This window comes from Xanthomonas sp. SS, from assembly GCF_014236835.1.
In the GTDB taxonomy this organism is placed as follows: domain Bacteria; phylum Pseudomonadota; class Gammaproteobacteria; order Xanthomonadales; family Xanthomonadaceae; genus Xanthomonas_A.
The window spans coordinates 3652497-3676469 of record NZ_CP051190.1; the positions used below are offsets into that span (position 1 = coordinate 3652497).

A 23973-nucleotide genomic window follows, 5' to 3' on the forward strand; every position below is an offset into this window, starting at 1 on the left:
GAGAGCTTGCGCAAGCTTAGCGGGGTCGGGCGGAGGCGGCTGTGTATGGGCTGGCGCGCCGAGTCCACTACATGCACACCTGTCAATCGACAGGCGCTGTTGCGGGGGTGGCTTCAGTTCCGGCGCTGCCCGAAGCTATTAGGTCCACCGCTTCGCCGGTCGCGGCTGAAGCCGCTCCTACAAGAGCCGACACGCCCAAAGAGCCGCCACGCCCGGCTAATGCTCTCTGTAGGAGCGGCTTCAGCCGCGACAGGCAGCTTGCAGCGTCGACACATCCCGGTCGGGGCTAAAGCCCCTCCTACAGAAAACTTGCGGCGAGCCAACTGGGTGCACTGTGGAAGGGACTTCAGTCCCGACGCTGTCGCCCACCGCTACACGTAACGCGGAATCGGCCCGAGCTGCGGCGTCTGGTCCGGCAGCTCCACTTCGGTGTCGTCCACATAGCACCAGCCCCAGCCTTCGGGCGGATCGTAGCCTTCGATGATCGGGTGCGCGGTCTGGTGGAAATGCTTGGTCGCGTGACGATTGGGCGAATCGTCGCAACAACCGACATGGCCGCAGCTGCGGCACAGGCGCAGGTGCACCCAGGGGCTGCCGATCTTCAGGCATTCCTCGCAGCCGCGCGCGCTCGGCGTGACCTCGGCGATGGTGGAAAGGTGGGAACAACGCGCACTCATGGGCTGGCCCTCTCGATGGTGGCGGGCGCACTGCGCCGCGCCAGGAACTGATGGATCTGCGCGACCACCGCCGCGCCCTCGCCGACCGCCGCGGCCACGCGCTTGACCGAACCGGCGCGCACGTCGCCGATCGCGAACACGCCCGGCCGATCGGTCTCCAACGGCAGCGCAGGCACCTGGCCAGCGACCGGTTCGGCGCCGGTGACGACGAAACCGGCGTGGTCCAGCTGCACGCAGCCGTCCACCCAGGCGCTGTTGGGATCGGCGCCGACGAACAGGAACAGATGGTGCAAGGTGCAGCGATGCGTGGCGCCGCTGGTGCGATCGCGAAACTCCGCGCTCTCCAGCCGCTGCGATGCGTCGGCCTGCAGCGACACCACCTCGGTGCCGGTGTGCAACTCGACATTCGGCAACGCGGCGATGCGCTCGATCAGATAGCGCGACATCGACGCCTCCAACCCGGCACCGCGCACGATCAGGTGCAGGCGCTTCACCTTCGGCGCCAGGAACACCACCGCCTGGCCTGCGGAATTACCGCCGCCGACCAGGGCCACCTCCTCGCCTTCGCACAGCCGCGCTTCCACCGGCGAAGCCCAATACGACACACCATTGCCTTCGAACGCAGCCAGGTTGGCGATGTCCGGACGCCGGTAGCGCGCGCCCGACGCGATCACCACGGTGCGCGCCTGCACGCGCAGGCCATCGCGCATCTGCAACTGCAGCGGCGCGGCGCTGCAGTCCTCGGCGCTGGCCGCATCGCAATGCAACTGCGCCACTTCCAGCGGCAACGCCAGCTCGGCGCCGAACTTCAGCGCCTGGTTGTAGGCGCGCCCGGCCAGCGCCTGGCCGGAGATGCCGGTGGGAAAGCCCAGGTAATTCTCGATCCGCGCCGACGCGCCGGCCTGGCCGCCGATCGCGCGCTGGTCCAGCACCAGCACCGACAGCCCTTCGGAGGCGGCATACACCGCGGTCGCCAGGCCGGCCGGGCCGGCGCCGACGATCGCTACGTCGTAGCGCTTGTCGGGGTCCAGCTCCGGGGTCATGCCCAGGCAATGCGCGGCCTCGGCCTCGCTGGGACGGCGCAGCACGGTGCCACTGGGGCAGACCATCAGCGGCAGTTCGTCGTGATGGATGCCCAGGCGCTCGACTAGCGCGCGGCCCTCGTCGTCGTCGGCCGCATCCAGGAAGGTGTTGGGATAGCCGTTGCGGGTCAGGAAGCCCTGCAACCGGGTCAGCCGCGCCTCGCCCGGCTCGCCGATCAGCACCGAACCGGCGGTATCGCCTTCGATCAGCCCGACCCGGCGCAGGATCAACGCACGCATCACGATCTCGCCGACATCGGCCGAACTGATCATCAGCGAGCGCAGATGCGCCGCATCGAACGGTACCGCCACGCAGCCCTGCGCCCCGGCACGCCCGCCGGCCAGCGACGCGCGCCCGGCCAACTGGCTGACCTCGCCGCTGAACTGCCCGGCGCCGTGCTCGGTGACCGGCTTCTCGTGTCCCAGCCCGTCGCGGCGCACCACCGCGATCGTGCCCTGCAGCACCAGCCACACCGGCGCCGGATGGTCGCCGACGGCAAACACCTCCTCGCCCGGCGCGAACGTCCGCGGCGCGCCGCTGGCGAAGCGGCGCGCGGTCTCCACCTGCGCCGGCTCGAGCACCGGGAACATCTGATGGCGACGGGTATCGGCCAGGCTCATCGGCATCCTTGTGGGTAGCGGGCGACAACATGCACAGCATGCGATGCGTGGGCGCCGCGGGCAATCACCCATTCTGGGAGGCCCCCTCCCCTCTCCCACCGGGAGAGGGGCCGGGGGTGAGGGTACGGGCGCAGCCTCGTGTCCTTAGTGGACGCAGTTGCCTTCGTCGCAGCGCAGCAGCCTGCATCACCCATTACGTACACCCAGGCATGGCTCACGCCAAACGCAGCGCCCGTGGCGCCGGCGCTCTTGTGTTCGACCCGCAACACCCCATCCAGTGGTTGCTGCGCCAATGCTGATGCCTACCCGGCCCACCTCTTTCTCAAGGAACCGCCCATGTCCGTCTCGATGTACCGCCTTACCGTCCCGGTGTTCCTGCGTGGCCTGGACGTGCTGCAGCACTACGTGGACCTGGCCGAACGCCATGCGCAGGACCAGGGCCTGGATCCGCAGACGCTGGTCGACGCACGCCTGGCGCCGGACATGTTCGGCTTCGCCGCGCAGATCCAGCGCAGCTCAGACACCGCGAAGAACACCATCGGCCGTCTCAGCGACATCGTGCCGCCGAAGATGGCGGACGACGAAACCACCCTGCCGCAGCTGCGCGAGCGCATCGCCGCCACCCAGCGCTTCCTGCACAGCGTGGACGCTGCCGCCCTGGAGGGTGCGCAGGACCGCGCGGTGTCGCTGAGCGCCGGCAAATTGAAGGCCGACTTCAACGGCAGCGACTACCTGCTGACCTTCGCCCTGCCGAACTTCTTCTTCCACGTGGCCACCGCGCACGCGATCCTGCGCCAGCAAGGCGTGGCAGTGGGCAAGCTCGATTACCTGGGACGGTTCGACACGGTGGAAACCGAGAGCGCTTAAAGCCCCTCTCCCCTCGGGAGAGGGGTTGGGGTGAGGGTACGGCGCGAAAGCGTCTCGCTGATCCAAGCGCACGAGGCTGCGCCCGTACCCTCATCCGCCCCTGCGGGGCACCTTCTCCCGAAAAGGGGGCCATGATCCCGATGGGAGAAGGGAATAGCCGAGCATGCATAGCCCCTCTCCCACCGGGAGAGGGGTTGGGGTGAGGGTACGGCGCAAAAGCGACTCGCTGATCCAAGCGCACGAGGCTGCGCCCGTACCCTCATCCGGCCCTGCGGGCCACCTTCTCCCAATGGGAGAAGGAACAGCCGCTAGCCCCTCTCCCCTCGGGAGAGGGGTTGGGGTGAGGGTACGGCGCGAAAGCGGCTCGCTGATCCAGGCGCATGAGGCTTCGCCCCTACCCTCACCCGTCCCTTGCGGGGCACCTTCTCCCGAGGGGAGAAGCATGCATCGGCGCCAAACGACTACGCCAACGAAGGCACCGCAAGCGCGCCTGCATCGTCCGCGGCAAACGCCTCGCCCGCCAACGCATGCATCCGCGCCACCGCCACCGCGAACGGCCTTAGCACCGCCACGCCGCGTTCGGCGAATACCGCATGCAGCGCGGCGTAGTACCACAACGTCCCCTCGCGGCCGGCAGTGAAGCGTTCGAACACCTCCACACCCACCTCGGGATCTTCCAGATCCGCGACGATGCTGCGCGCGTTGTAAAGCTTGTCGCAGGCGGACACCAACAACACCGCATCCGGCGCCTCGCGCAGATGCGCCAGATACGCCTGCTTGCGGGTGCGCCAGTCGCGGCGTCTGGCCGGCACGTCCTCGTGTTCGGCCTTGCGCTCGGCGCTGGCGTCGGTGCAGCCCATCACGATCGTCGCCACCACATCGCCGAACTGCGCACGGATCACCGCCTCGTGGCCGGCACCGCAATCCTCGACCACGTCGTGCAGCAACGCGCCGATGGCCTGGTCTTCATTGCCCCCGGCTTCCAACACCAGCGTCGAAACCCCCAGCACATGGCTGAAATACGGCACCGTGCCGCCCTTGCGGAATTGGCCGGCGTGGGCGATGCGCGCGTAGTCCACGGCACGCGCATAGAGTTCGGTGAGAGCGGTCATGCGGTCTTCCTGACGAGGGCAGACCCGCATTATTGCGGAATCCGCACGCCATCGCGGCGCGAACGGTTCAGCCCGATCGCGGCCGCACCCGGAACACCACGCTCATCCGCGGCGCCACCGGCTTGGCGGTCTTGGGGATGCCATGCTCGTGGGTGAGCTGCGAGGCGTGGCTCATCGCCAGCAGACTGCCCGGCGCCAGTTCCACACCGATGGTCCTGCGCGCGCCGGCCGTAGCGCGAAGATTCATGCGCCGCGGCGCGCCCAGCGACACCAGCGCGATCGGGTGCGGCGCCAGCAGCGTATGCAGCTTGTCGTGATGCATCGCCACGCTGTCGCGGCCGTCGCGGTACAGGTTCAGGCCCACGTCGGTGTACGGCGCCGGCAGCCGCGCCTGCACCGCGGCATGCAGCGCACGCAACGGCAGCGTCTCGGACAAATCCTGCAGGCGATATGCCGCCACCAGCCGCGGCACGTCCACCACCCGGTCGTACATCGGCCGGCGCAGCTGCTGCCACTGCGCGCCATCGCGCAAAGCGGCGAACCAGGCCTGCGCCAGCTCCGGATCGAGCAACTGCGGCCAATAGCGGATACCGCCCTCGGCATCGGGCACCAGGCAATGCGGCGCGTCGTCGGGCTGAGCGAACAGGTCCATGGGCACAAGATGGGGGCGCGGCAAAGGGGGCACCATCCCAGCATCTGAACGGATCAGTGGCTGCGACGCGGCGAAATGTCGCAGCCCAGGACGGGAATTCTTACTTTTCGCCCGCGCTGCCTTAACGTTGCGCTTGGGAGCATGCACACTGTCCCACCCAACAGCACAGGCGATACGCACGCATGACCGCAGCGCGCAGGACGACGGAAAGCATGACCACAGCAGCCGCCACGCCCCTCCACAACGCCCATGGCGCCAATGCCTCCGGCAACGACAGCGCCCATGCGCCCGCCGCAGCGCTCCGCGCACGCGGCGCACGCACCAACCGCAGTGAGGTGTTCCAGTCGCCCCTCTCCGCAGGCAGCGCCGACAGCGATCTACGCCGACGCGCGGAGCGTGTGCAATTGGCGACCAGGGTGGCCGCGGTCGGCACGATTGCCGCCGTGGCAGCGGTCGCCGCGCTGATCGCCTGGCGACGCGCGCGGCGCTAGCCGATTGCGGCGACGGCGTGCTGCTGCCTTGCTGCAGCAGCATGCAAGCACCCGAGCGCGTCCATCCGCTTGCAACTTGATGCTGAGTGCCATGCTGTTTGGTCGCGCAAAGGACACCGGCTAGGCCGAATAGCCTTTAGCCATCCAGAGCCGCCACCACGCAATCCTCCCAAAGCGGCCGCCGCAGCACACTCATGCATGGCCGCTAGCGGGCCATCAACACCATGAATTGAGTGGCGGCATCCCCTTGGCGCGTGGTGATCGGCCCAGCGGTCGTCGCGATGCGCGTGGTGCATGCGCTGGCGCCCAATGCGTTCGATCCGCGGCATGCGCCGCTTCTTCGGCCGCTATCTGGCACGCACGCCGCACGCGCCGATGTTGCCGGGCAACGTATTCCAGCCGCCACTGTCGCCTGGCGGCGTGGACGGCGGCCTGCGCCGGCGCGCGCAGCGCACCGAGCTGGCGGCGCAGTTGGCCGCAGCCGGCGCGGTGGCCGCACTGGCCACGGTCGCAGTGATCGCCTGGCGTCGCAGCAGCCGCTAGAGCGCGCAGCAGGCGTCGCACACGCATATCGCTCGGTCGTACCGCACGCCGCATCCGTAATGCGACGCGTGCGGTTGCGTCTGCATGTCTGCAGGCAAGCCGTGCCGTGCCGGTATCGCACTTTCACGTGCCCTGCCCATTTCGTTCACCCCACAACATCCGCGCGATTTCCATACTGCGTGCGTCGGCCCGCCGAGTGTATCCACCTCGGCATGGCGTCGCGCCATCCCTCATCGCAAGGAGATCGTGCATGTCTGGCAGCAAGAACCAGTTCACGATGCAGAACCCGCTCACCCAGTTCCCGCAACCCGAGTTCCCCGAGCAGACCCAGACCCCGCCCGGCAGCGTGCACGCGTTGCAACCGGCCGCCGACCACGGCGAGCAGAGCTACCGCGGCTTCGGCCGCCTGGCCGGACGCAAGGCGCTGATCACCGGCGCCGATTCCGGCATCGGCCGCGCCACCGCCATCGCCTATGCGCGCGAAGGCGCCGACATCGTCCTCAACTACCTGCCCGAGGAAGCGCAGGACGCCGCCGAGGTGGTCGCGCTGATCGAGGCCGAAGGCCGCAAGGCGGTGTGCCTGCCCGGCGACCTGCAGGACGAGGCGTTCTGCCGGCAGCTGGTGGCCAAGAGCGTGGAGGCGCTGGGCGGGCTGGACATCCTGGTCAACGTGGCCGGCAAGCAGACCGCGGTGAAAGACATCGCCGAGCTGAGCACCGAGCAGTTCGAGGCCACCTTCCGCACCAACGTGTTCGCCATGTTCTGGCTGTGCAAGGCGGCGGTGCCGCACCTGCCGCCGGGCGCCACCATCATCAACACCAGTTCCATCCAGGCCTACCAGCCCTCGCCGATGCTGATCGACTACGCGCCGACCAAGGCGGCTATCGCCAACTTCACCCAGGCGCTGGCGCAGCAACTGGCCGACAAGGGCATCCGCGTCAACGCGGTAGCGCCGGGGCCGGTGTGGACACCGCTGCAGCCCAGCGGCGGGCAGCCGCCGGAGAAGATCCCCGCGTTCGGCTCGGAAACCCCGCTCAAGCGCGCCGGCCAGCCGGTGGAGATGGCGCCGCTGTACGTGCTGCTGGCTTCGCAGGAATCGAGTTACATCACCGGCGAGATCATCGGCGCCACCGGCGGCCTGTTGCTGTCTTGAGCGCACCGGCCGTGCCTGCCCGCGCGCCACGCCTGCAGCGCGATGCCGAGGGCACCGCGCCGATCGAGAGCTACGCCGCACTGGGCGACGGCCGCTCGGTGGCGCTGGTCGCCGCCGACGGCAGCATCGACTGGTGGTGCGTGCCGACCATGGACGCACCGCCGCTGTTCGACCGCCTGCTCGACGCGCGCGACGGCGGCCGCTTCGCCATCACCCCGGTCGGCGCCAGCGAGGTGCAGCGCCGCTACCGCGACGACAGCAACGTGCTGGAAACCACTTTCCGCACCGCCAGCGGCAGCGCGCGGCTGACCGAGTCGCTCAACAGCGGCGAAGCCGGGCGCCTGCCGTGGTCGGAGCTGGCGCGGCGGCTGGAAGGCATGGACGGCGAGGTGGAGTTCGAGATCTGCTTCCGGCCCGGCACCCGCGCCGGAACATCCACGCCGTGGACGAGCGACACCCCCAACGGCCGCGTGTTCCACATCGGCCCGGTGATGGCGATGCTGCGCCACTCGCAGGCGCTCACCGTTTCCGCCTACGACGACCGCGGCGTGCAGGCCCGGCTGCGCCTGCACGCCGGCCAACGCGAGGTGATCGCGGTGCTCGCCACGCAGGACGAAGCGCTGCCGGTGCCGCCATTGGAGGACATCGACGCGCGCATCGAGCGCAGCGACCAGGAATGGCGCGAGTGGACCGGCAACCTGCACTACGACGGCGGCTACCCGCAGACCGTGCTGCGCTCGGCGCTGGCGCTGAAGTTCCTGTGGTATTCGCCCACCGGCGCCATCGCCGCCGCGGCCACCACCTCGCTGCCCGAGGGCATCGGCGGCAACGGCAACTGGGACTACCGCTACGCCTGGGTGCGCGATGCCGCCTACACCACCAAGGCGTTCCTGCGCGTGGGCGCCCTGCCCGACGCCAAGGCCGCGTTCGCCTGGCTGCTCGGTACCATCGCCCGGCACCGGCCTTGGATCCGCCCGTGCTACACGCTGCACGGCGAACTGGTCCCGGACGAGCGGCAGATCGATATCGCCGGCTACCGCCACACGCGCCCGGTGCGCGTGGGCAACACCGCCACCGACCAGCTGCAGCTGTGCCTGTACGGCGACGTGTTCGAGATGACCGCGCGCTTCGTCGAGCACGGCCACATCCTCGATCCGCACACTGCGCAGCAGCTGTTCGAACTCGGCAACGCATGCGCCGAGGCATGGATGCGCAAGGACGCCGGATTCTGGGAACTGGAGGACGCGCAGCACTACACCATGTCCAAGATCGAGTGCTGGATGGCACTGCGCCGCGCCAGCGAACTGGCCCAGGCCGGTCACCTGTCCAAGGCCATGCTGCCGCGCTGGCAGCGCGAACAGGCGCGCATCCTCGACTGGATCGACGCGCACTGCTGGTCCGAGCACAAGCAGGCCTACACCCTGTACGCCGGCAGCGATGCGCTGGATGCGGGGCTGATGCTGGCCTCGCGCTTCGGCCTGGGCGAGGTGCGCCGCGAACGCATGATCGCCACCCGCGAGGCGATCCGCCGCGAACTCGGCAGCGGCGACGCGCGCGCACTGCTGCACCGCTACAGCGGCATGCAGCAACGCGAGGGCGCGTTCATCGCCTGCAGCTTCTGGATGGTGGAGGCCTACGGCCTGCTCGACGAACGCGACGAAGCCAGGCGCCTGTTCGAGCACCTGCTCGACACCGTCGGCAACGACGTCGGCCTGCTGCCGGAACTGGTGGATACGCACAGCGGCGCCGCGCTCGGCAACATGCCGCAGGGCCTGAGCCACCTGGCGCTGATCCATGCCGCCCTGGCGGTGGGCGGCGAATAGCAGCGGCATCGCATCGGCGCCCTAGCGCACCGCCCCCTGTAGGAGCGACTTCAGTCGCAACAGACACCACCAACAACACGTGTAGCCCCCGCCAGCACGTCACTCACCAAAGCATCTCCCGCAACGCCCCCGCAGTCTCGAAAAGGCTAATCCCCCATCGACACCGCGAACCGCATCGACGCATCCACCTCCTTGCGCGGCAGCGCCCGGATACGTACCAGCACATTGCGGCACACGTCCAGGTCGCGGTACACCAGCGTGCGCCCGTCGCCGAACTCGAAACGCAGGTCGTAGCGACAGCCTGCGCCGGCGATGCCGATGGTGGCCGAGTCGCCGCCGCCGCGCAGCGGGTCGGCGGCAATGGCGCGGAACGTGGTGCTGCCAGGGTCAGCGACCGCCAGCGCGGTCACGCTGTCGTGCGCGCGGTTGACCAGCATGACGTAGTGCGTGCGACTGGCGTCCTGCGCATGGGCGGTGGCCGCTGCGGCGAGCAGCGCGATGGCAAGGCAGGCGGTGGGCAATGGAGGCATGGCTGGGATCTCTGGCAGGAAGGGATACCGCCCGGCGCGCATTGCGCAGCGGCAGCGGTGCGCATATCTGGCGCGCCCGCCCTGCCCCGCGCCCAGCGATCCGGGACGAATCGTCGTCCTGGCGTGCCCAATCGTCGCCATTGCTCGCCGCGCTTCTCAGCACGCACCACCGCGCTTAGGATCGGCGCATCCCGTTCGAGCATCGCCCGATGAAGATCCGCCTGGGTTCCACGGAAATCGGCCTGACCCGATACCTGAGCCTGTGGACGGCCGTTGTGGTGGCGTTCGCCGTGCAGGGCTGTCTGTACGACTCCGTCAACAACGGCTACACCTGGCAGCTCGGCGACTACCTGCGCTGGTCGATGATCCAGTGGTACACCTGGGCCGCGCTGGCGCCACTGGTGTTCCGCCTGGGCGAACGCTACCCGATCCCCACGCCGCTGCAGCTGCGTTCGCTGGGGCGGCAACTGCTTGCCAGCATCGGCGTCACCACGCTGGCGATGTTCATCGGCGCAGTCGTCTCGCCGGGCGCGTTCTTCGACCAGCTCGGGCAATTCATCGGCAAGCACTTCGCCACCGGCCTGCTGACCTACTGGAGCCTGCTGGCGATCCAGCAGGCGCTGCACTACCGCAGCGAGAGCGACCGCCGCGAACTGGAAGCCGGCCGCCTGGCGACCGAGCTGGCGCAATCGCGGCTGCAGGCGCTGAAGACCCAGCTGCAACCGCATTTCCTGTTCAACACCCTGCACGCCATCGTGACCCTGCTCGACGACGACGTCGCCTCGGCCGAGGACATGCTGCTGCGCCTGAGCGAACTGCTGCGCGCGCTGCTGGAGGAATTCGACGGCCAGGAAATCACCCTGCGCCACGAACTCACTCTGCTCGACCTGTACCTGGGCATCCAGCGCAAGCGCTTCGGCGATCGCCTGACCACGCGTCTGTACATCGACCCGGCCACCCTCGACTGCGCGGTACCGAGCCTGCTGCTGCAACCGATCGTGGAGAACGCCATCCAGCACGGCATCGGCCGCCACGCCGGCGCCGACTGCGTGGAGATCGAAAGCCGGCGCGAGGACGGCCAGCTGCGCATCGAAGTGCGCAACCGCAACAGCACCCTGGGCGACAGCAGCGGCAACGCAGGCCACGGCATCGGCCTGTCGAACACGCGGCTGCGGCTGCGGGAACTGTATGGCGACGCCGCCGAGATCCGCCTGGACATGATCTGGCCGCAAGGCGTGGCGTGCCGCATCCGCATGCCGTTCCGCGAACTGGAAGACGCCGAAGGCGCGCCGGAGCACGTACCCGCATGACCATCGCCGCGCTGGTCATCGATGACGAGCCGATCGCCCGCCACGCCATCGTGCGCCTGCTGCGCGAGCACGCCGACATCGCCCTGCTCGGCGAATGCGGCGACGGCGCCGCCGCGGTGGCGGCGATCCGCGCACACTCGCCGGACCTGGTGTTCCTGGACATCCAGATGCCAGAAATGACCGGCATGGACGTGGTCGCGCAGATCGGCGCCGAACGCATGCCCGCCACCGTGTTCGTCACCGCCTACGAGCAATACGCCGTGCGCGCCTTCGAAGCCAACGCGCTGGACTACCTGGTCAAGCCCTTCAGCCGCGAACGCTTCGCCGCCACCCTGCAACGCGCCAAGGCGCGGCTGGGCGGCGCCGGCAACAACCCGGCGCACCTCCTGCAGGCGCTGGACGCACTGCGCCAGCGCGATGCTTACCTGCAACGCATCGCCGTGCGCGTGGACGAACACGTGGTCTTCGTCGCCGTGGACGACATCGTCTGGATCAAGGCCAACCGCAACACCGTGCAACTGCACGTGGCCGGCGCCGTACACGAACTGCGCGAGACCATGGCCGCCCTAGGCGCGCGCCTGGACCCGCGCCACTTCGCCCGCGTGCACCGCTCGGCGATCATCAACGTGCGCCGGGTCAAGGCCATCCATCCCTGGTTCAACGGTCACCACGTGGTGACCATGGACAACGGCCAGCAGCTGCGCATGAGCCGGTACCAGCATGAGGTGTTCCTGCGGCTGGTGACCAACGGCAGCGGGGAATGAGCGATCGCGGTAGGCGATAGAAGCCTACGCCAGCGCCGCCACCGGGCTGGATCGACACGCGCGGTCCACCCAATTACATTGGGCGTCTCGCTTCGCGCCGCGCCACCGCAGCGCCACGCGCAGGACATCCCAGGAGAAGCACATGCAGCCGTGGCGCGTCGCCGTGCAGATCGCAGGCCTCTTGTTTGCCGCAGGCGCATGCAGCATGGCCGACGCCGCACCCAAGACCCCAATGGCCTCCGACGTCCTGGCCATCCCCGCCGACCTGCCGACCCAGCGCCTGTTCGACTGCGCCGAGACCAGCATCGCCCACTTGTCCGAGACCAGCAGTTCCTGGCCCAAGGTCACGCGCAAGGATGCCGCCAATGGCGTGCTGGAATCGGGCAACTTCGAAGACGCCAACCGCAGCGGCTTCCGCATGCGCATCGAGCGCGCGCAGGGCGCCGGCCAGGCCAGGATCGCCCTCAAGGGCGCTGGCGCCTACTTCGCCGACCTCGGCGTGGCGCAGGCGATGCAGGACCTCAAGACCGCGCTGGGCAGTTGCATCGCCGCCCCACCGCGCTAGTCTCGAGCAGACGGAAAGAAGAGCCCCATGCGCGACCATTCGATCGAAGCACGCTTGCTCTGCATTGCCGGCATCGCCGGCCACGCCTACTGGGTGCTGCGCGACGAGCGCGGCAACGCCCTGGCCGAACTGCACGGCCTGGCCACCGACCGGCAGACCGGCACGCCGATCCCGATCGGCACCGACGCACGCAGGCACGCGCTGCGCGCCTGGCACTACCCACACGACGCCGATTACGCCAACGCCATCGGCGCACCGCCCGACCGCACCAGCTACCTGCGCGACGGCCAGCCGGCGCGCACCGCCGCCAGCGGCGACAAGCACGAGATCCTGGCGCGCTGGCACGCGGCGCTACGCGCCATGCCCGAACTCAACGCCCAGGACCTGGACTACCCCAACTACGGCTTCAAGCTGCTCGGCGCCACCATCAACAGCAACTCCGCCTTTCGCACCTTCGGCGAACTGATGGGCGTGCCGGTGCCAGGTTTCTCCCGCAGGCTGCAACCGGGCATCGGCAACTGCATGTTGCCGCGCGAGCGCATCGAAGCGCTGCGCTATCGCGAGCAATCGGCGCAGGACAGACCACGCCTCACATCGGCCAGCGAAGCCTTCCGCCAAAGCTCACCAAACCACGCCGTGCCGCAACAGATCCGCAGCAACAGCTAAGGCGCGCCTGACAACGGGTGTGAACATGGATCAGTTCCATGACTCGCCAGAAAAGGAGTACGCAGCGTGAAAAGCAGTTCCAATCTTCTACTGGCCTTGGTGCTCGTTCTTTCGACCGCCTCCTGTGCAAGCACCGGCCCTGCGACCGATAAAGTTCAAGCGAAGCACATGGACGAGAACGCCGAGATGACCCCATCCGATCTGGGGCATCGCTTTCTAGCGATGATCAAGAACATGGACAACTTCGACGACCTATCGGCAGAATTCATACAACACTCGACAGGCTCTACGTTCAAAGGTGATGAAAAATCAGGATTTTCCACCTTGAAATCGCCAGATGGAAATTGGCAGTACGCCACAACATATAACTTCGATAAAAAATCTGAAGAATATTCAAACGTGACGCTGGAATTGATCAGAATGAATAGCTCTGTCGATGAATCCAGCCTTCCCTGCGACCTCGCGACTGATGAATACGACAGCGCACTAAAGGCGATGGGATTCAATACCGCGCCGCCTACATACGGCGAAATCGGATGGCTTCTAGCCTTGCATTACACAAGCAAAAATATGCATGTCCAGATCGTCCCCCAGCATGGGAATCCAGCCTGCATAAAAGCGTTCAGCATCCAGAAGCTTGATATTTGAAATTACTTACAATCACTTTCTCTCACAAGAGCGCTCCGAGGGACCACGCTACCAAGTGGCAAACCATCCACTGCCGCCAATACGTCTCCGCATCGGCCAAGCCCTCCATCCAAAGTCACCGCCGACAGCGCTACCCCGCAGCTGATCCGCAGCAAGACCGAAGGACTGACTGGGCAGCCGGCCATTTGATCGGCGCATGGCCTTGGTCTACAACAACAACCTGGCAGCGCAGTACCATGTCGTTACCTGTACCTCAGCCGTGCCCCCTTCGACGCCATGAACATCAAATTTGGTACCCGCCGGAACGCTGAAGCATGAAGATAGAACTTGGCATTGGACACGCCCGCTTTCGCGGTAGCGACATGAAGGAGCACGCGACGTGACAAGAACTTCAAATATCCTACTAGCTTTAGCGCTCACCACCTCTTCAACCTCTTGTGCAACCACGGGTATGGCAGCCGATGAAAGCCAAGGAAGAAACATGAACCAGCACACCGAAATGAGCCCGAACGAATTGGGGCGTCGCTTCCTAGCGATGATAAAGGAAGCAAAGAGCTTTAAGGACCTGTCGGCGAATGCCGTGCAACGCTCAATAGGAAAGCCGTTCAATCCAAACAAGACCGAGGAAAAGGGATTCTATACGCTCAACTTGCCGGGCGGCGACTGGCAATACAGCGTAATCTACAATTTCGACGAGAAATTTCCCGAGTATTCCAATATCTCATTCAAACTAATTGAGTCGAAAAATTCAGAAAATCCCCCGCAACCTCCCTGCGACTTACTGGTCGAAGAATATGCCCGAGAGTTGAAGTCGGCCGGATTTACAACTCAACCAGAGTCCCACAACGAAATCCGCAGACTATTGTCCGTACAGTACACACGCAACGATATGTTTGTTCAAATCATCCCGCAAGATCAGGCTTCCAAAACCGGACAACTTTGCATCGAGACGATCAGCGTTCGCGAATTTGAGGAGTGACAGGGATGGCAACCGAAAATGCACAATTGCAGACTGCATTGGCAAGCTTCTCCAGCCAGCCGGGCGTGACGCCTGATCAAGCGGCGCAATTGCGCGCAGCGCTCTCGGTCGATCAAGACCTTGTAGAACGCCTAAATCAACAAGCTGCCAGTGGCCACCTCAATGGGTTCGCATTGAGTCCAAACGGCGCAGACGCGTTGATTGGTTCTTACGACAAGTCGTCCGGCATCGTGACCCTACCGGCACTCCAGGCCGGACCAGCCGCAGCCACCGATTTGCGCGCTGCGTTGCGGCTGCAGGAAATGAGCATGCGCTTCGCTCACAGCGCCTACATCGATGGCAATCAACAAAGCCAGGCCGTGACGCCGAACATGGTCACCAACCTGCAAGCGACCATCAACAGTTCGCCGGTTTTGGCAAACGAGATGAAACGCGCTGTCACGACGATCGACAGCAGCAATAGCCGAGATAGACAGCAGCATATGCTGCTCGAGAATTTCGCACCACTCAGCGGCACGGTCGCGGGCGGCACGTTCAATCCGGCAGACAAGACGATGAGCATTCCACCCAGCACGCTGGGACCATCGCCAAGCCAATTCAACCGGCATAACGCCGTCGACCTGACATTTGTATTGGGGCACGAAACCCAGCACGCCTTCAACCAAGTGTCGATGGCACCTGCTTACCGGCAGTTCGACGAAGCCGCCAAAGCGATTGCGAGAGACAACGACCCGATCAACGACTACACCGTCCCAATCGAAAACTTGATTGGGAGCAATCGGCAGGATGAAGCCAAAGCGCAGATTTCAGGATGGAACGCGTTGATAGACAGGGTACGACAGCACGATCCTGCGGCGAACTTGACCACAATGATGAACGTCCCGAGCAATCGCATGAAGGATTTCGTCAAACCCGATCCATCCAATGCTGGCCAAGCCCAAGCACTACCTGGATTGAGCTTCAATGCCGATGGCTCACTCCCGATGACACCGGAGAATATTGCCACACAGGGACGAGTTTACTTCGACAAAGCCGCAAGAGGCACCCCGGGTCTGCCGTTGGATCAGACGACCAGCATCGGCTTCTACGGCGACTCGGACTACCCCAATTACTACGGCGCCCTGGCCCTGAACCGCGCGATCAAGATCGACAGAGAAAACGCGCACCCAGTCCGCGGCGTCGAGCCGCAAATGCATCTCAACATGCAACGCCTGCACTTCAACGAGACCTTGCTGGAGCGCAACGGCATCACCTTGCCGCAGGCCACCGCGGCCACCCCGCAGGCGTACTGGGATACCAGTACCACCCCGCCAACACCCGGCCTGCTGCAACACACCCGGGACTCGCACCAGCACATCAGTCCAACACCGGAGCTTGATCCTCCGCAGACAGGACGCGCCCAGCCGGGCGACCCTGGACATCCCAACACCCCATTGTTCGAGAAGATCCGCGATGGCGTGCGCGGACTGGATCAACAAGCCGGCAAACCGTGGGACGAGAACAGCGAGCGGCTGAGCGCGAGCCTGTTGCTGCTGGCGAGCGAAAAGGGCTTCACGGCAAAGGACGACCTGAAGATTGCGGCCAACACGCCCACCGCCACCTTGGGCAGCGGCGAGGTGGTGCACCTGTGGCGCACCGGCCACCCGTCGCCCGACCCCGCAGCACACCGAGCACACATGCCCATGCAGGAAGCGCTCGCGGTGCCGGCGGAACAGCGCTTCGCGCAATTGGATGTGGTGCAGCAGCAAGCCAGGTCCGAGGAACTGCAACGCAGCCAACAGCAGGAGACCGTGCAGGCGCAATCGGCGCCGGTGCGTTCGATGTAGTCGCCGCAAGCCCTCCTCCCCTGCCCAGCGCGGGCGCGGCATCGGCCCGGCCGCGGTGGTGCCGGTAGCCGAGACAGACAGGCTGCACAACAGCGGCGACTCCATCGACCAGAGACTGCACGCAGGAAGCGAATGGCGACTCGTCTACCGCAGACGAGGACCGGTCATGGCGCCCCGCTATCGGCACCATGGCCCTGCGTCTGATACGGGGACTGACGCTGCGCCGGCCACGACACCTCGCGCAGCACCATTTCCAACTGCTCCGCGAGCAATTCCATGCACACCGCCAGCTCGCCCGCACGCACCTTCGGCGCGGCCTCGCGCTCCTCGGCCACGCTACGTGGCTCTGCCAGTCTTGCGAGGAACTTGATGAACTCGCCCAGCCGCACCAACCGGAACTGGCTCTCTTCGGGCAGGAAATAGCCCGCCATTTCAAGATCTTCCGTTCTGTACTCCGACATCGTCGCCTCTCCTTCCATGAAGTGGCCGTCCGCCGCCATGGCGGACGGGAAGTCGGGAGGCTAGAAACCGCGAACAGCCGGCGGGTTTATTCCCCTTGCGGGTGTTGTATTCACCGCCCTCCCGACGCAGAGATCGCGTCGGCTGCACCTGCAAAACACGCAGGCACAAAAAACCCACCGGTTTGTCGGAGGTGGGCACCGCTGTTCGAGGAGTTTCTAGGCTCCGTGTAGCAATATTGCTACCGATTGCGCTTTACGTCAATACCGCCTACACCCCAACTGATGCAAATTACCGGCACGACCATATCCGCTGAAACAACTCACTAAAAAAGTCGCTGCATATGAATTTGAAGCTGATCACGATAGAAGCGAACGGATTGACTCTTATATCCGAATTTTAAAGAAAGGCGCCTTCACCGGCAGTCCTGTCAAAACCATCCTCGCCTACCCAACCAGCCTGACAAGGTGCGGATCATTCCGCAGCCAGACACACCATTTGGCTACAGACGAAAGTTCAGCGTCGGGCTTGGTGAGGCAGGCGATCTCACGAGCGGTCATCTTAACTCTCTCGCGAGCAGCAGCAGAGCCCCGTGCTTCGGACAGTGCCTTTTGATATCTATTGATCAGCTTCGTCGTGCTCTGCCATACCTTCCTGCGCTCTTCAGCCAGAGCCTGGTGTTCCGTTAGTTTCAAGCGCTCAACGGTACGTCTAACCCGCACACGCTCCCACCTGGTAGCTCCCGGCGCGGGCACCGCCTTGCCTTCCTCATCAAAAGAGAGCAGCGTGACATCGTGAGCATTCGTTGGGTCCAAAAAATGATAGACCTCATCCCCCTCACAACGGCAAGCGTAAGTCGAACATCGCGAGCCGTAGCAGAGCGGAAACCATGTACCCTTCTTACGATTTGGCACAGTGCCAGCGATTCGGAAATTCATATAGTCGAAAGCGAGCCACCAATAGCCATCACGCACCAGTCCTCTTGCATTACGCGCTGTTTTTTTAGGACGAAAGTGCTCAACATCAAGGTGTGATGCAATCTCTCTCGCCTCAGTGAACCAGCATTTTCCCCGCGACAGCGCCAGAAGCCACGGCTTTAATTTTCCCCAGTGATCGCCACGCCTGTCTATCAGCGTGTTGCGCTCTTCAATTTGCCCCGCAGCATTTAGCCTAGCCAGCTCACCCAACAGACGGGTTGATTCATCCAACCAAGCGTTCCAGTCCGTCGGCGTCCAACGCACATCTGCGGGCAGATCCATATCGGTAGGCAACTTATTTTCTAGATCGATGAAGATCACTTGCCCGCCTCCTCGCGCAGGATTTCGTTGATGATCTCGTCCGCGATGCGATCTTGTTCGGCCTGCTCGTCTGGCATAAGTGTTGGTTTATGGAACTTCGTGTGCTTAGCCATGCGTCGCACGAACTTGGCGTAGAACGGGTCTTTAAAGTCGGCACTTGAGAAGCCCAAATCCGCCAACTCCACACTCAAACGACGCAGCTCATCCTCTTCCTCAGGTGTGCGCACGTCGAGGGCAAAAAGCTCATTGCGCCGAAACAAACGTCGCTCAGTTTCACTGTCCAGCGTTGACGAAAGACCAAACAGTTCGCTCTTCAGCAACCCCGTTACGCCCATGCCTTGTGGGTGCTCGTCTGGCGTGTCTACCAATGTCATCTGCCCCTGCTTGCGTAGGATATGCACCTGCTCACGCTTCAGGCTGCCCACCATCATCGGATCGTGGGTAGTGATGAGAATCTGCGACTCCCCTGCCGTGTGCCCCTCCTCCTCGCTGAGCACTCCCTCAATGTCATCGAAGTAGCGTAGTTTCCAGATCGGGTTTAGATGCGTGTCTGGCTCGTCGAGGAGGAATAGGCAGTCGTTCTCTCGCGTGATGCGCATCAACCCCAGCACAGTTAGCATCTGCAGCTCGCCCTCCGACAGCTGCGTGAAGCTCACCGCGCCGCCATGCTCGTCGCGCTTCTTGACAGTGATGCGCACCTCTTCGATCAGGTCGCCGATGTACGCACCCTCGGCATAGCGGAAGAAGCTGTCAGTGCCGCCTACTAGCTCGCCCAGTTGTCGGAGCTTGGCATGACTGGACACGTACAGGTAGAGCTGTTTCTGCCTCTCCGTCCGGCCCCGGAAGTCGATTTGCTGCGGAGCCTCTTGCTCGATGGGTGCCCAGGCGACCTGCCACAGCTTGTCGAGAAACTCGCTAACCACATTGCCCCGCGCGTACCAGAAGCGCGGGTCACCCTCATTGAGCTCGTTCTCGTCAAAGCGGCCTCCTCGACGCTTCTCGCGGAGGCGATGCGGCTCCTTCAGCACGAACAGGGCCGACTCCAGCGCTTCGATGTGCAGGTTCTTCAACACCTTCTGGAAGACTGGGTCGTCAGACAACAGGCAGGCCAAAAGAACCAGCTGGCTGTGGCCGCCACGGCAATAGAACAGCCGCCGCAGGCGATCGTCGCCGACCTGCTTCAGCCGGGCATCCCGGCGGCGCCGCACTTCTTCGAGAGCACGGATGTCGGCTTCGCTGGCCGAAAAGCGGGTTAGCAGCTGCTCTGGCAGCACCTCGTCGGTGGTGATCTCCTGGCGTTGATTGAAGCGGCGCTGGTGCTCTTGGAATAGGGCCTCTATGCGCTCATTGCGGCCCGAGTAATAGGCGAAGACGTGCGAGGGCAAAAACTCCCGGTTCTTCAGTAGATGCCCTTGCGTCTCCGCCTTGCCATCCACCCATACGAAGGGACGCTTCTGCTTGGCAGTGTCCGCCTGCAGGCGCACCGTGTGGCCCCTAATATAGTACTCCAGCGTATAGTCTAAGGCCGCATCGCGGTCCAAGTCGACGTCCCGGAAGATGGTGATCAATGCCTCAATCAGGTTGGATTTCCCCACACCGTTCTGGCCGATCAGCGCATGGCTGCGGATGGCCTTGGGCGCCGTGGCTGTGGCCCCAGGCGCGGGATCCAGCTGGGTCGCGAAGTCGATCACCACCCCGCGGAGGTTGCGGAACTGGGGGATAGCCAGGTGCCGTAACTGCATGGTCAGGCCTTAGCTGCTTCGGCGGCAGGCTTTTCAAGCACCTGCGCCACCTCGGGCTCGGCGATCCAGCCATGCGCCACCTCGATCTTTAGCTGGGCATAGAACGCGTCGACTTCGCCACCAAAGCGTTGCCACAGATCGCGCGCAGCCATCTTCCCTTTGTTGCGGGAAAGGATGCTGGCTAGTGGCGCCTGGGCCTTCACGTCGGGTGGCGTGGCCAAGCACAGCGGGGCGATGAGTTCGGTCTGTGGGGCTTTCACAGTGGTGTCCTCGTCATATTTAACGGTGATGCCGGAGAGCGCAGCGACAGCAGAAAGTGCAAGTGTTGCGGCAGTCTTGCGAGCCCGAGAAAGCTGGTGTGTGTACAAAGCACAGCACTCAAACAACTGGTCAAGCATTTCAACAATCCGATCTTGCTCACCCTTTGGCGGCACAGGAATCTGAAGATTCTCAACGTCACTAACATTGATGTGCTTCACAGTCATCCCCACTGCTGCCTCCATGAGACGCTCTTTGAAACTCGGACTTTGCATCACGTAGAGCAGGTATTGGGGATTAAAAAGTTCGCTAAAAACCCGGATCAGCATCAGTCGCTGCCCTAATCCGACGCGCTCGCCTCTAGGCACCATTGCTGCCTCGCCCATGGGGGCTTCGCGAGTAAGGAAAATGTCTTCAGCTCTTGGAGCCAAGCGACGCGACCTTTGCTGGTAAACATCTTCAGATACTTTTTTGGTCGCCCGGAGGAGCATTTTCCCATCTCGAATGTCTGTCGTGCGCACCAAGTGCACCCCATCAGCGGAATAGACGGGAGTCTTGTGGTCGCAATCAATAATGACCTGGGATACCTGCAGCATTGAAGCCCAGCACCAATGGCTGGGGAGTGGTACGGCCGGTGCCGTTGCATGCTGCGTTCGGATTTTCTTCGCCATTGCGACCGCTTCCTTTTTCTCCTGATTTTCAGCGGTCTTTTCCCATTTTGACCTAGCTGCCGCGATCTGGTCGAGCAGTTCCAATGCCACGACCGGTTCACGAGATGGAATGAAGAATCGCCCATTGACAGCGAGGTCAAGAACCAGCCCCTTGAAAGCCCGAACATCTTCCGGCTCACTGAACAAGTTCCCAAAGTTGGATTGCAGGCGTTGCCAGTTCGTCTGCAGTTCGAGCGGGCTTTCGGCGCTGGCGAGAGCTTGCAGCGTGGACTGGCGCAGGGCGTTCTGCCGTTTACGGAGGCTTTGCTGCTGCTTGCCCAGTTGATCGAACAAGGACATTAGCTCATTGATTTTGCCGACGATGCGCTCCTGCTCTTCCAATGGCGGCAGGGGGAACGGAAGCATGGCAAGCGCCTTGCTCGACATGTTGGAGATCCCGATACCCTTGCGATGCTCATTGATCTCCCCGGTCAGACTCAGCTTCTCAAAGAAGCGATAGGCATAGAACGGATTGATATTTCCCAGGAACCTGGCTCGATGCACATGATTCTGAAAGCAGACCTCCTGATCGGAGACCCAGACCGCCGCCCTGCCGGCTTCTCCACCCTCGCAGATCAAGAGATCGCCCTTCCGTGCGGTGCATTTCTCCAGCTCTTCATCTCGGATGAGCATTTGCCTGACATTGCTCAGGTCGAAACGCCCCCAGTAAAGGTTAGAAGTTGTGATGTAGGGGCGCGGTTGTCCACTATTGCGTACCGAATCCAGCGTCTTTCCCGAGTTGTGCAAGGCAATCTCGCCGAAGCGAGTCCAACACCAAGTGGCAGGCACTCTGTATGGGCGATCCTTGTCCGTGACAACCGGCAGCGGCTTCGGCGAGCGCAGCGCTCGCGAGGCAATCAGCGACTGTTTTTCCTTGTCAATCACCTCCAGCAGTGATGCAGCATCCTCGCCGGGCACCTGCTGGAGCAGCCGTCCTTGCATGGCGAGTACGAGGACCAGCTCTCGTAGTTTTGCGAGTCCATTTGGAGCGTGTGAGATGTGCCCAAAATCCGCCAGAAACTGCTGCGCATCCATCAGGCATTCTCGCCGACGAAGTGGTGTGCCAATGCGGCAGCGAGCTCGCTCTTTAGGCGATTTTCGGTCTCTTGGATCTGGCCCAACAGGGTCTTGTACTTGTCCAGCAGCACGTCAGGATCGTGACTCTCTTCTTCGGGCGTGTTGGGGTTCTTCAGGTCCAGGTTGTAGATCGGCCAGTACAGGCGATCACCGGCCGCCTGAGCGTCGCGGGCCTGCAAGCGCAGTGTGTCGACCTGGGTTCGTAGCGTATCGATCTCGCCGTCCACCGACCGGCGCTGCTTAGCATCGCTCACGCCCCTGATGGAGTCGCGCAAGTCACGGATGCGGTTTTCCACCGCACTGGCCTCGTTACCCAATTGCTCGGCCCGGCTCCAATGCGGCCTCGCGGCGGCCTCCGCCTGTTCACGCTTGGTCTTGAAGTCCACCCTCCAGGCGAACTCGTTCTCCACACGGTCGTCAAAGTCATTAGCCTCGCTGCCCCACCAGTCCTGCTCGGGCTTGAACTCCTCAAAGCGGATGGGCTTGGTCTTGCTGTAGCTCTTGTATCCCGGCGGATACGGGTGCTCGTAGTACCAGATGGTGTCGGTGTGGAAGTGCCCCGTCCCGTCGTCTACAACTGCGCACTTGGTGAAGAACAGCAGATTGGTCTTAATGGTGGTGTACGGGGCGAACACGCCCCTGGGCAGGCGCACGATGGTGTGCAGCTTGCAGTCGCGCAGCAACAGCTTCTTAAGCGTGGCCTTTATGCCATCGCCGAAAAGGAAGCCGTCAGGCAGCACGACTGCGGCGCGCCCGTTATCCTTCAGCAGCTTCTTGACGATCAACGCCATGAACATGTCGGCGGTTTCGCGCGTTCGCAGGTCGGCGGGGTAGTCGCCACCCGCACCGTCGTCCTCATAGCCACCGAAGGGCGGATTCGTGATGACGCAATCGACCTTATCGTCGGCGCTCCATTCGTTCCAGCCAACGCCTAGCGTGTTGCGGTGCTCGATCTGGCTAGGCACGTCGATCCCGTGCAGTAGCATATTGGTAGTGCACAGTAGATGGGGCAACGGCTTCTTTTCGATGCCGCGAATCAGCCCCTCAAGTGCAGCTTTATCGACTGCACTCGACTTAGCCGTCAACTGGTTGCGCAAATGGTCGATGGCAGCAGTCAAAAAACCGCCCGTGCCGCAGGCAGGGTCCATGACCGACTCGCGTTTGGACAGACTGGGATTCACCCGGTCTGCCATGAATTGCGTGATAGCACGCGGGGTATAGAACTCGCCCGCATTGCCGGCACCGCGCAGATCATTGAGCAGTTGCTCGTACACATCCCCCAGGTTGGCGCGAGTCCTGAAATCGTGAAAGTTTATGGCCTCTTCCAGCTTTTCGATCACCGCAAGCAGCTGGGTGCCAGACTTCATGTAGTTGTAAGCATCTTCGAAGACGCTGCGAATCACCTTGTGCTGCGGGCTCGCATTGGCGTCCAGTTCTTTTAGCGTGGGGAACAGCTCATTGTTGACAAAACTGATGATCGTACTGCCAGTGATCTGTGGCTTTTTTTTGCCATCCTCTTCAGTCAAATAAGCCGCCCAGTTTCGCCAGCGCATGGCCTCCGGTATCGGAGACTTGTACTTCGGATTTTCGTCTTCCCACTCCTCCTCACGTTGATCGAAGACCTTAAGGAAGAGCATCCAGGTGAGCTGGCCAAGGCGCTGAGCATCGCCGTCGACGCCGTCGTCCTTACGCATAGCGTCCTGGATGGACTTGATGGTGCTACTGAGGTTCATCTAACTATTCCGATTATGGGTCTGCGCAGGATTTTCCATGTCTCCGGTGTCTTGGGTGCGGGACGCGCGCTCAATGATAGCCGCCTTCCCACCAGGGCTTACCACCTGACTCACAATTTGGCCTAGCCCTTGCGCGCCGCATCCAACTGGAACTGCAGCACCGCCAACACGTCCCTTGCCTCGACATAGCCGCCAGATCGACGGGCTTTGTCGCGGGACGCCAACCCGCGCTCGACGAAATGCAACGCGCGCTCTGCCTCATCGCACAGCGCCGGGTCGACTCGAGGTACAGGAAAGGAGGCAGCTTTCACGGCAACTTAGGCCTGATATTTCGATCATTGGATTTCGCCATGGCGATGCTCCTTGCAGGAATGTGTACTTCATGCG

The 23973-nt window shown here is 63.5% G+C and carries 23 protein-coding genes; 12 read left to right on the forward strand and 11 right to left on the reverse strand.

The features are described 5' to 3' along the window. Nucleotides 1-371: 371 nt before the first annotated feature. Complete coding sequence (locus HEP74_RS15090; protein ID WP_185813572.1) at nucleotides 372-677, reverse strand: UBP-type zinc finger domain-containing protein; 306 nt, start codon at nucleotides 675-677, stop codon at nucleotides 372-374. Beyond that, on the reverse strand, nucleotides 674-2380 hold the full coding sequence (locus HEP74_RS15095; protein WP_185813573.1) for an FAD-dependent oxidoreductase: 1707 nt from the start codon (nucleotides 2378-2380) through the stop codon (nucleotides 674-676). Before HEP74_RS15095 ends, HEP74_RS15090 begins: the two co-directional genes overlap by 4 nt. 336 nt (nucleotides 2381-2716) lie before the next feature. Between HEP74_RS15095 and HEP74_RS15100 the strand changes: the two genes are divergently transcribed. Beyond that, complete coding sequence (locus HEP74_RS15100) at nucleotides 2717-3247, forward strand: DUF1993 domain-containing protein (protein ID WP_185813574.1); 531 nt, start codon at nucleotides 2717-2719, stop codon at nucleotides 3245-3247. A gap of 461 nt (nucleotides 3248-3708) precedes the next feature. Here HEP74_RS15100 and HEP74_RS15105 read toward each other — a convergent pair whose 3' ends face one another. Beyond that, nucleotides 3709-4359: an HD domain-containing protein gene (locus HEP74_RS15105; protein WP_185813575.1), complete on the reverse strand. Its 651-nt coding sequence runs from the start codon at nucleotides 4357-4359 to the stop codon at nucleotides 3709-3711. Nucleotides 4360-4426: 67 nt separating this feature from the next. Beyond that, a complete protein-coding gene (locus HEP74_RS15110; protein ID WP_185813576.1) occupies nucleotides 4427-5011 on the reverse strand; it encodes an alpha-ketoglutarate-dependent dioxygenase AlkB in 585 nt (194 codons plus the stop codon). 212 nt (nucleotides 5012-5223) lie between these two features. On the opposite strand from HEP74_RS15110, the gene HEP74_RS15115 reads away from it, so the two are divergent. The 4 genes from HEP74_RS15115 to HEP74_RS15130 all read left to right on the forward strand — a co-directional run bounded on the left by HEP74_RS15115 (nucleotide 5224) and on the right by HEP74_RS15130 (nucleotide 9021). After that, nucleotides 5224-5502, forward strand: a complete 279-nt coding sequence (locus HEP74_RS15115) for a hypothetical protein (protein ID WP_185813577.1) — start codon at nucleotides 5224-5226, stop codon at nucleotides 5500-5502. Between the two features lie 309 nt (nucleotides 5503-5811). Continuing rightward, entirely contained in the window at nucleotides 5812-6045 is a 234-nt protein-coding gene (locus tag HEP74_RS15120; protein ID WP_185813578.1) for a hypothetical protein, read from the forward strand. Nucleotides 6046-6295: 250 nt separating this feature from the next. Then, a complete protein-coding gene (locus HEP74_RS15125) occupies nucleotides 6296-7198 on the forward strand; it encodes an SDR family oxidoreductase (protein ID WP_185813579.1) in 903 nt (300 codons plus the stop codon). Between the two features lie 11 nt (nucleotides 7199-7209). Continuing rightward, a complete protein-coding gene (locus HEP74_RS15130) occupies nucleotides 7210-9021 on the forward strand; it encodes a glycoside hydrolase family 15 protein (protein ID WP_185816660.1) in 1812 nt (603 codons plus the stop codon). Between the two features lie 146 nt (nucleotides 9022-9167). Here HEP74_RS15130 and HEP74_RS15135 read toward each other — a convergent pair whose 3' ends face one another. Next, complete coding sequence (locus HEP74_RS15135; protein ID WP_185813580.1) at nucleotides 9168-9551, reverse strand: hypothetical protein; 384 nt, start codon at nucleotides 9549-9551, stop codon at nucleotides 9168-9170. Nucleotides 9552-9760: 209 nt separating this feature from the next. Between HEP74_RS15135 and HEP74_RS15140 the strand changes: the two genes are divergently transcribed. The 7 genes from HEP74_RS15140 to HEP74_RS15170 all read left to right on the forward strand — a co-directional run bounded on the left by HEP74_RS15140 (nucleotide 9761) and on the right by HEP74_RS15170 (nucleotide 16309). Next, nucleotides 9761-10861 (forward strand): sensor histidine kinase, encoded by a 1101-nt coding sequence (locus tag HEP74_RS15140; RefSeq protein ID WP_185813581.1) that lies wholly within the window; start codon nucleotides 9761-9763, stop codon nucleotides 10859-10861. Next, nucleotides 10858-11625 (forward strand): LytR/AlgR family response regulator transcription factor, encoded by a 768-nt coding sequence (locus HEP74_RS15145; protein WP_185813582.1) that lies wholly within the window; start codon nucleotides 10858-10860, stop codon nucleotides 11623-11625. The genes HEP74_RS15140 and HEP74_RS15145 overlap by 4 nt, the downstream gene beginning before the upstream one ends. A 205-nt stretch (nucleotides 11626-11830) precedes the next feature. Further along, nucleotides 11831-12190, forward strand: coding sequence for a hypothetical protein (locus HEP74_RS15150; RefSeq protein ID WP_255427764.1), 360 nt, complete (start codon nucleotides 11831-11833; stop codon nucleotides 12188-12190). A 27-nt stretch (nucleotides 12191-12217) separates the two neighbouring features. Further along, complete coding sequence (locus tag HEP74_RS15155; protein WP_185813584.1) at nucleotides 12218-12856, forward strand: hypothetical protein; 639 nt, start codon at nucleotides 12218-12220, stop codon at nucleotides 12854-12856. Between the two features lie 66 nt (nucleotides 12857-12922). Further along, nucleotides 12923-13504 carry a hypothetical protein gene (locus tag HEP74_RS15160; RefSeq protein WP_185813585.1) on the forward strand — a complete coding sequence of 194 codons (582 nt, stop codon included), beginning with the start codon at nucleotides 12923-12925 and terminating at the stop codon, nucleotides 13502-13504. 481 nt (nucleotides 13505-13985) lie between these two features. After that, on the forward strand, nucleotides 13986-14483 hold the full coding sequence (locus tag HEP74_RS15165) for a hypothetical protein (protein WP_185813586.1): 498 nt from the start codon (nucleotides 13986-13988) through the stop codon (nucleotides 14481-14483). A 5-nt stretch (nucleotides 14484-14488) separates the two neighbouring features. Continuing rightward, on the forward strand, nucleotides 14489-16309 hold the full coding sequence (locus HEP74_RS15170; RefSeq protein ID WP_185813587.1) for an XVIPCD domain-containing protein: 1821 nt from the start codon (nucleotides 14489-14491) through the stop codon (nucleotides 16307-16309). Between the two features lie 164 nt (nucleotides 16310-16473). Here HEP74_RS15170 and HEP74_RS15175 read toward each other — a convergent pair whose 3' ends face one another. The 6 genes from HEP74_RS15175 to HEP74_RS15200 all read right to left on the reverse strand — a co-directional run bounded on the left by HEP74_RS15175 (nucleotide 16474) and on the right by HEP74_RS15200 (nucleotide 23897). Continuing rightward, on the reverse strand, nucleotides 16474-16770 hold the full coding sequence (locus HEP74_RS15175; protein WP_255427765.1) for an XAC0095 family protein: 297 nt from the start codon (nucleotides 16768-16770) through the stop codon (nucleotides 16474-16476). Nucleotides 16771-17214: 444 nt separating this feature from the next. Continuing rightward, entirely contained in the window at nucleotides 17215-18066 is an 852-nt protein-coding gene (locus HEP74_RS15180; RefSeq protein WP_185813588.1) for a hypothetical protein, read from the reverse strand. Continuing rightward, nucleotides 18063-19808, reverse strand: coding sequence for an AAA family ATPase (locus HEP74_RS15185; protein WP_185813589.1), 1746 nt, complete (start codon nucleotides 19806-19808; stop codon nucleotides 18063-18065). Before HEP74_RS15185 ends, HEP74_RS15180 begins: the two co-directional genes overlap by 4 nt. 2 nt (nucleotides 19809-19810) lie before the next feature. Then, entirely contained in the window at nucleotides 19811-21811 is a 2001-nt protein-coding gene (locus HEP74_RS15190) for a restriction endonuclease subunit S (protein WP_185813590.1), read from the reverse strand. Next, nucleotides 21811-23586 (reverse strand): class I SAM-dependent DNA methyltransferase, encoded by a 1776-nt coding sequence (locus HEP74_RS15195; RefSeq protein WP_185813591.1) that lies wholly within the window; start codon nucleotides 23584-23586, stop codon nucleotides 21811-21813. The genes HEP74_RS15190 and HEP74_RS15195 overlap by 1 nt, the downstream gene beginning before the upstream one ends. A gap of 122 nt (nucleotides 23587-23708) precedes the next feature. After that, nucleotides 23709-23897: a hypothetical protein gene (locus tag HEP74_RS15200; protein WP_185813592.1), complete on the reverse strand. Its 189-nt coding sequence runs from the start codon at nucleotides 23895-23897 to the stop codon at nucleotides 23709-23711. Nucleotides 23898-23973: the final 76 nt, after the last annotated feature.

What these genes read in the sequence shown, in the direction of transcription:
- HEP74_RS15090 (WP_185813572.1), bottom strand. Translation starts at nt 677, where the DNA reads ATGAGTGCGCGTTGTTCCCACCTTTCCACCATCGCCGAGGTCACGCCG.
- HEP74_RS15095 (WP_185813573.1), bottom strand. Translation starts at nt 2,380, where the DNA reads ATGAGCCTGGCCGATACCCGTCGCCATCAGATGTTCCCGGTGCTCGAG.
- HEP74_RS15100 (WP_185813574.1), top strand. Translation starts at nt 2,717, where the DNA reads ATGTCCGTCTCGATGTACCGCCTTACCGTCCCGGTGTTCCTGCGTGGC.
- HEP74_RS15105 (WP_185813575.1), bottom strand. Translation starts at nt 4,359, where the DNA reads ATGACCGCTCTCACCGAACTCTATGCGCGTGCCGTGGACTACGCGCGC.
- HEP74_RS15110 (WP_185813576.1), bottom strand. Translation starts at nt 5,011, where the DNA reads ATGGACCTGTTCGCTCAGCCCGACGACGCGCCGCATTGCCTGGTGCCC.
- HEP74_RS15115 (WP_185813577.1), top strand. Translation starts at nt 5,224, where the DNA reads ATGACCACAGCAGCCGCCACGCCCCTCCACAACGCCCATGGCGCCAAT.
- HEP74_RS15120 (WP_185813578.1), top strand. Translation starts at nt 5,812, where the DNA reads ATGCGTTCGATCCGCGGCATGCGCCGCTTCTTCGGCCGCTATCTGGCA.
- HEP74_RS15125 (WP_185813579.1), top strand. Translation starts at nt 6,296, where the DNA reads ATGTCTGGCAGCAAGAACCAGTTCACGATGCAGAACCCGCTCACCCAG.
- HEP74_RS15135 (WP_185813580.1), bottom strand. Translation starts at nt 9,551, where the DNA reads ATGCCTCCATTGCCCACCGCCTGCCTTGCCATCGCGCTGCTCGCCGCA.
- HEP74_RS15140 (WP_185813581.1), top strand. Translation starts at nt 9,761, where the DNA reads ATGAAGATCCGCCTGGGTTCCACGGAAATCGGCCTGACCCGATACCTG.
- HEP74_RS15145 (WP_185813582.1), top strand. Translation starts at nt 10,858, where the DNA reads ATGACCATCGCCGCGCTGGTCATCGATGACGAGCCGATCGCCCGCCAC.
- HEP74_RS15150 (WP_255427764.1), top strand. Translation starts at nt 11,831, where the DNA reads ATGGCCGACGCCGCACCCAAGACCCCAATGGCCTCCGACGTCCTGGCC.
- HEP74_RS15155 (WP_185813584.1), top strand. Translation starts at nt 12,218, where the DNA reads ATGCGCGACCATTCGATCGAAGCACGCTTGCTCTGCATTGCCGGCATC.
- HEP74_RS15165 (WP_185813586.1), top strand. Translation starts at nt 13,986, where the DNA reads ATGAACCAGCACACCGAAATGAGCCCGAACGAATTGGGGCGTCGCTTC.
- HEP74_RS15170 (WP_185813587.1), top strand. Translation starts at nt 14,489, where the DNA reads ATGGCAACCGAAAATGCACAATTGCAGACTGCATTGGCAAGCTTCTCC.
- HEP74_RS15175 (WP_255427765.1), bottom strand. Translation starts at nt 16,770, where the DNA reads ATGTCGGAGTACAGAACGGAAGATCTTGAAATGGCGGGCTATTTCCTG.
- HEP74_RS15185 (WP_185813589.1), bottom strand. Translation starts at nt 19,808, where the DNA reads ATGCAGTTACGGCACCTGGCTATCCCCCAGTTCCGCAACCTCCGCGGG.
- HEP74_RS15190 (WP_185813590.1), bottom strand. Translation starts at nt 21,811, where the DNA reads ATGGATGCGCAGCAGTTTCTGGCGGATTTTGGGCACATCTCACACGCT.
- HEP74_RS15195 (WP_185813591.1), bottom strand. Translation starts at nt 23,586, where the DNA reads ATGAACCTCAGTAGCACCATCAAGTCCATCCAGGACGCTATGCGTAAG.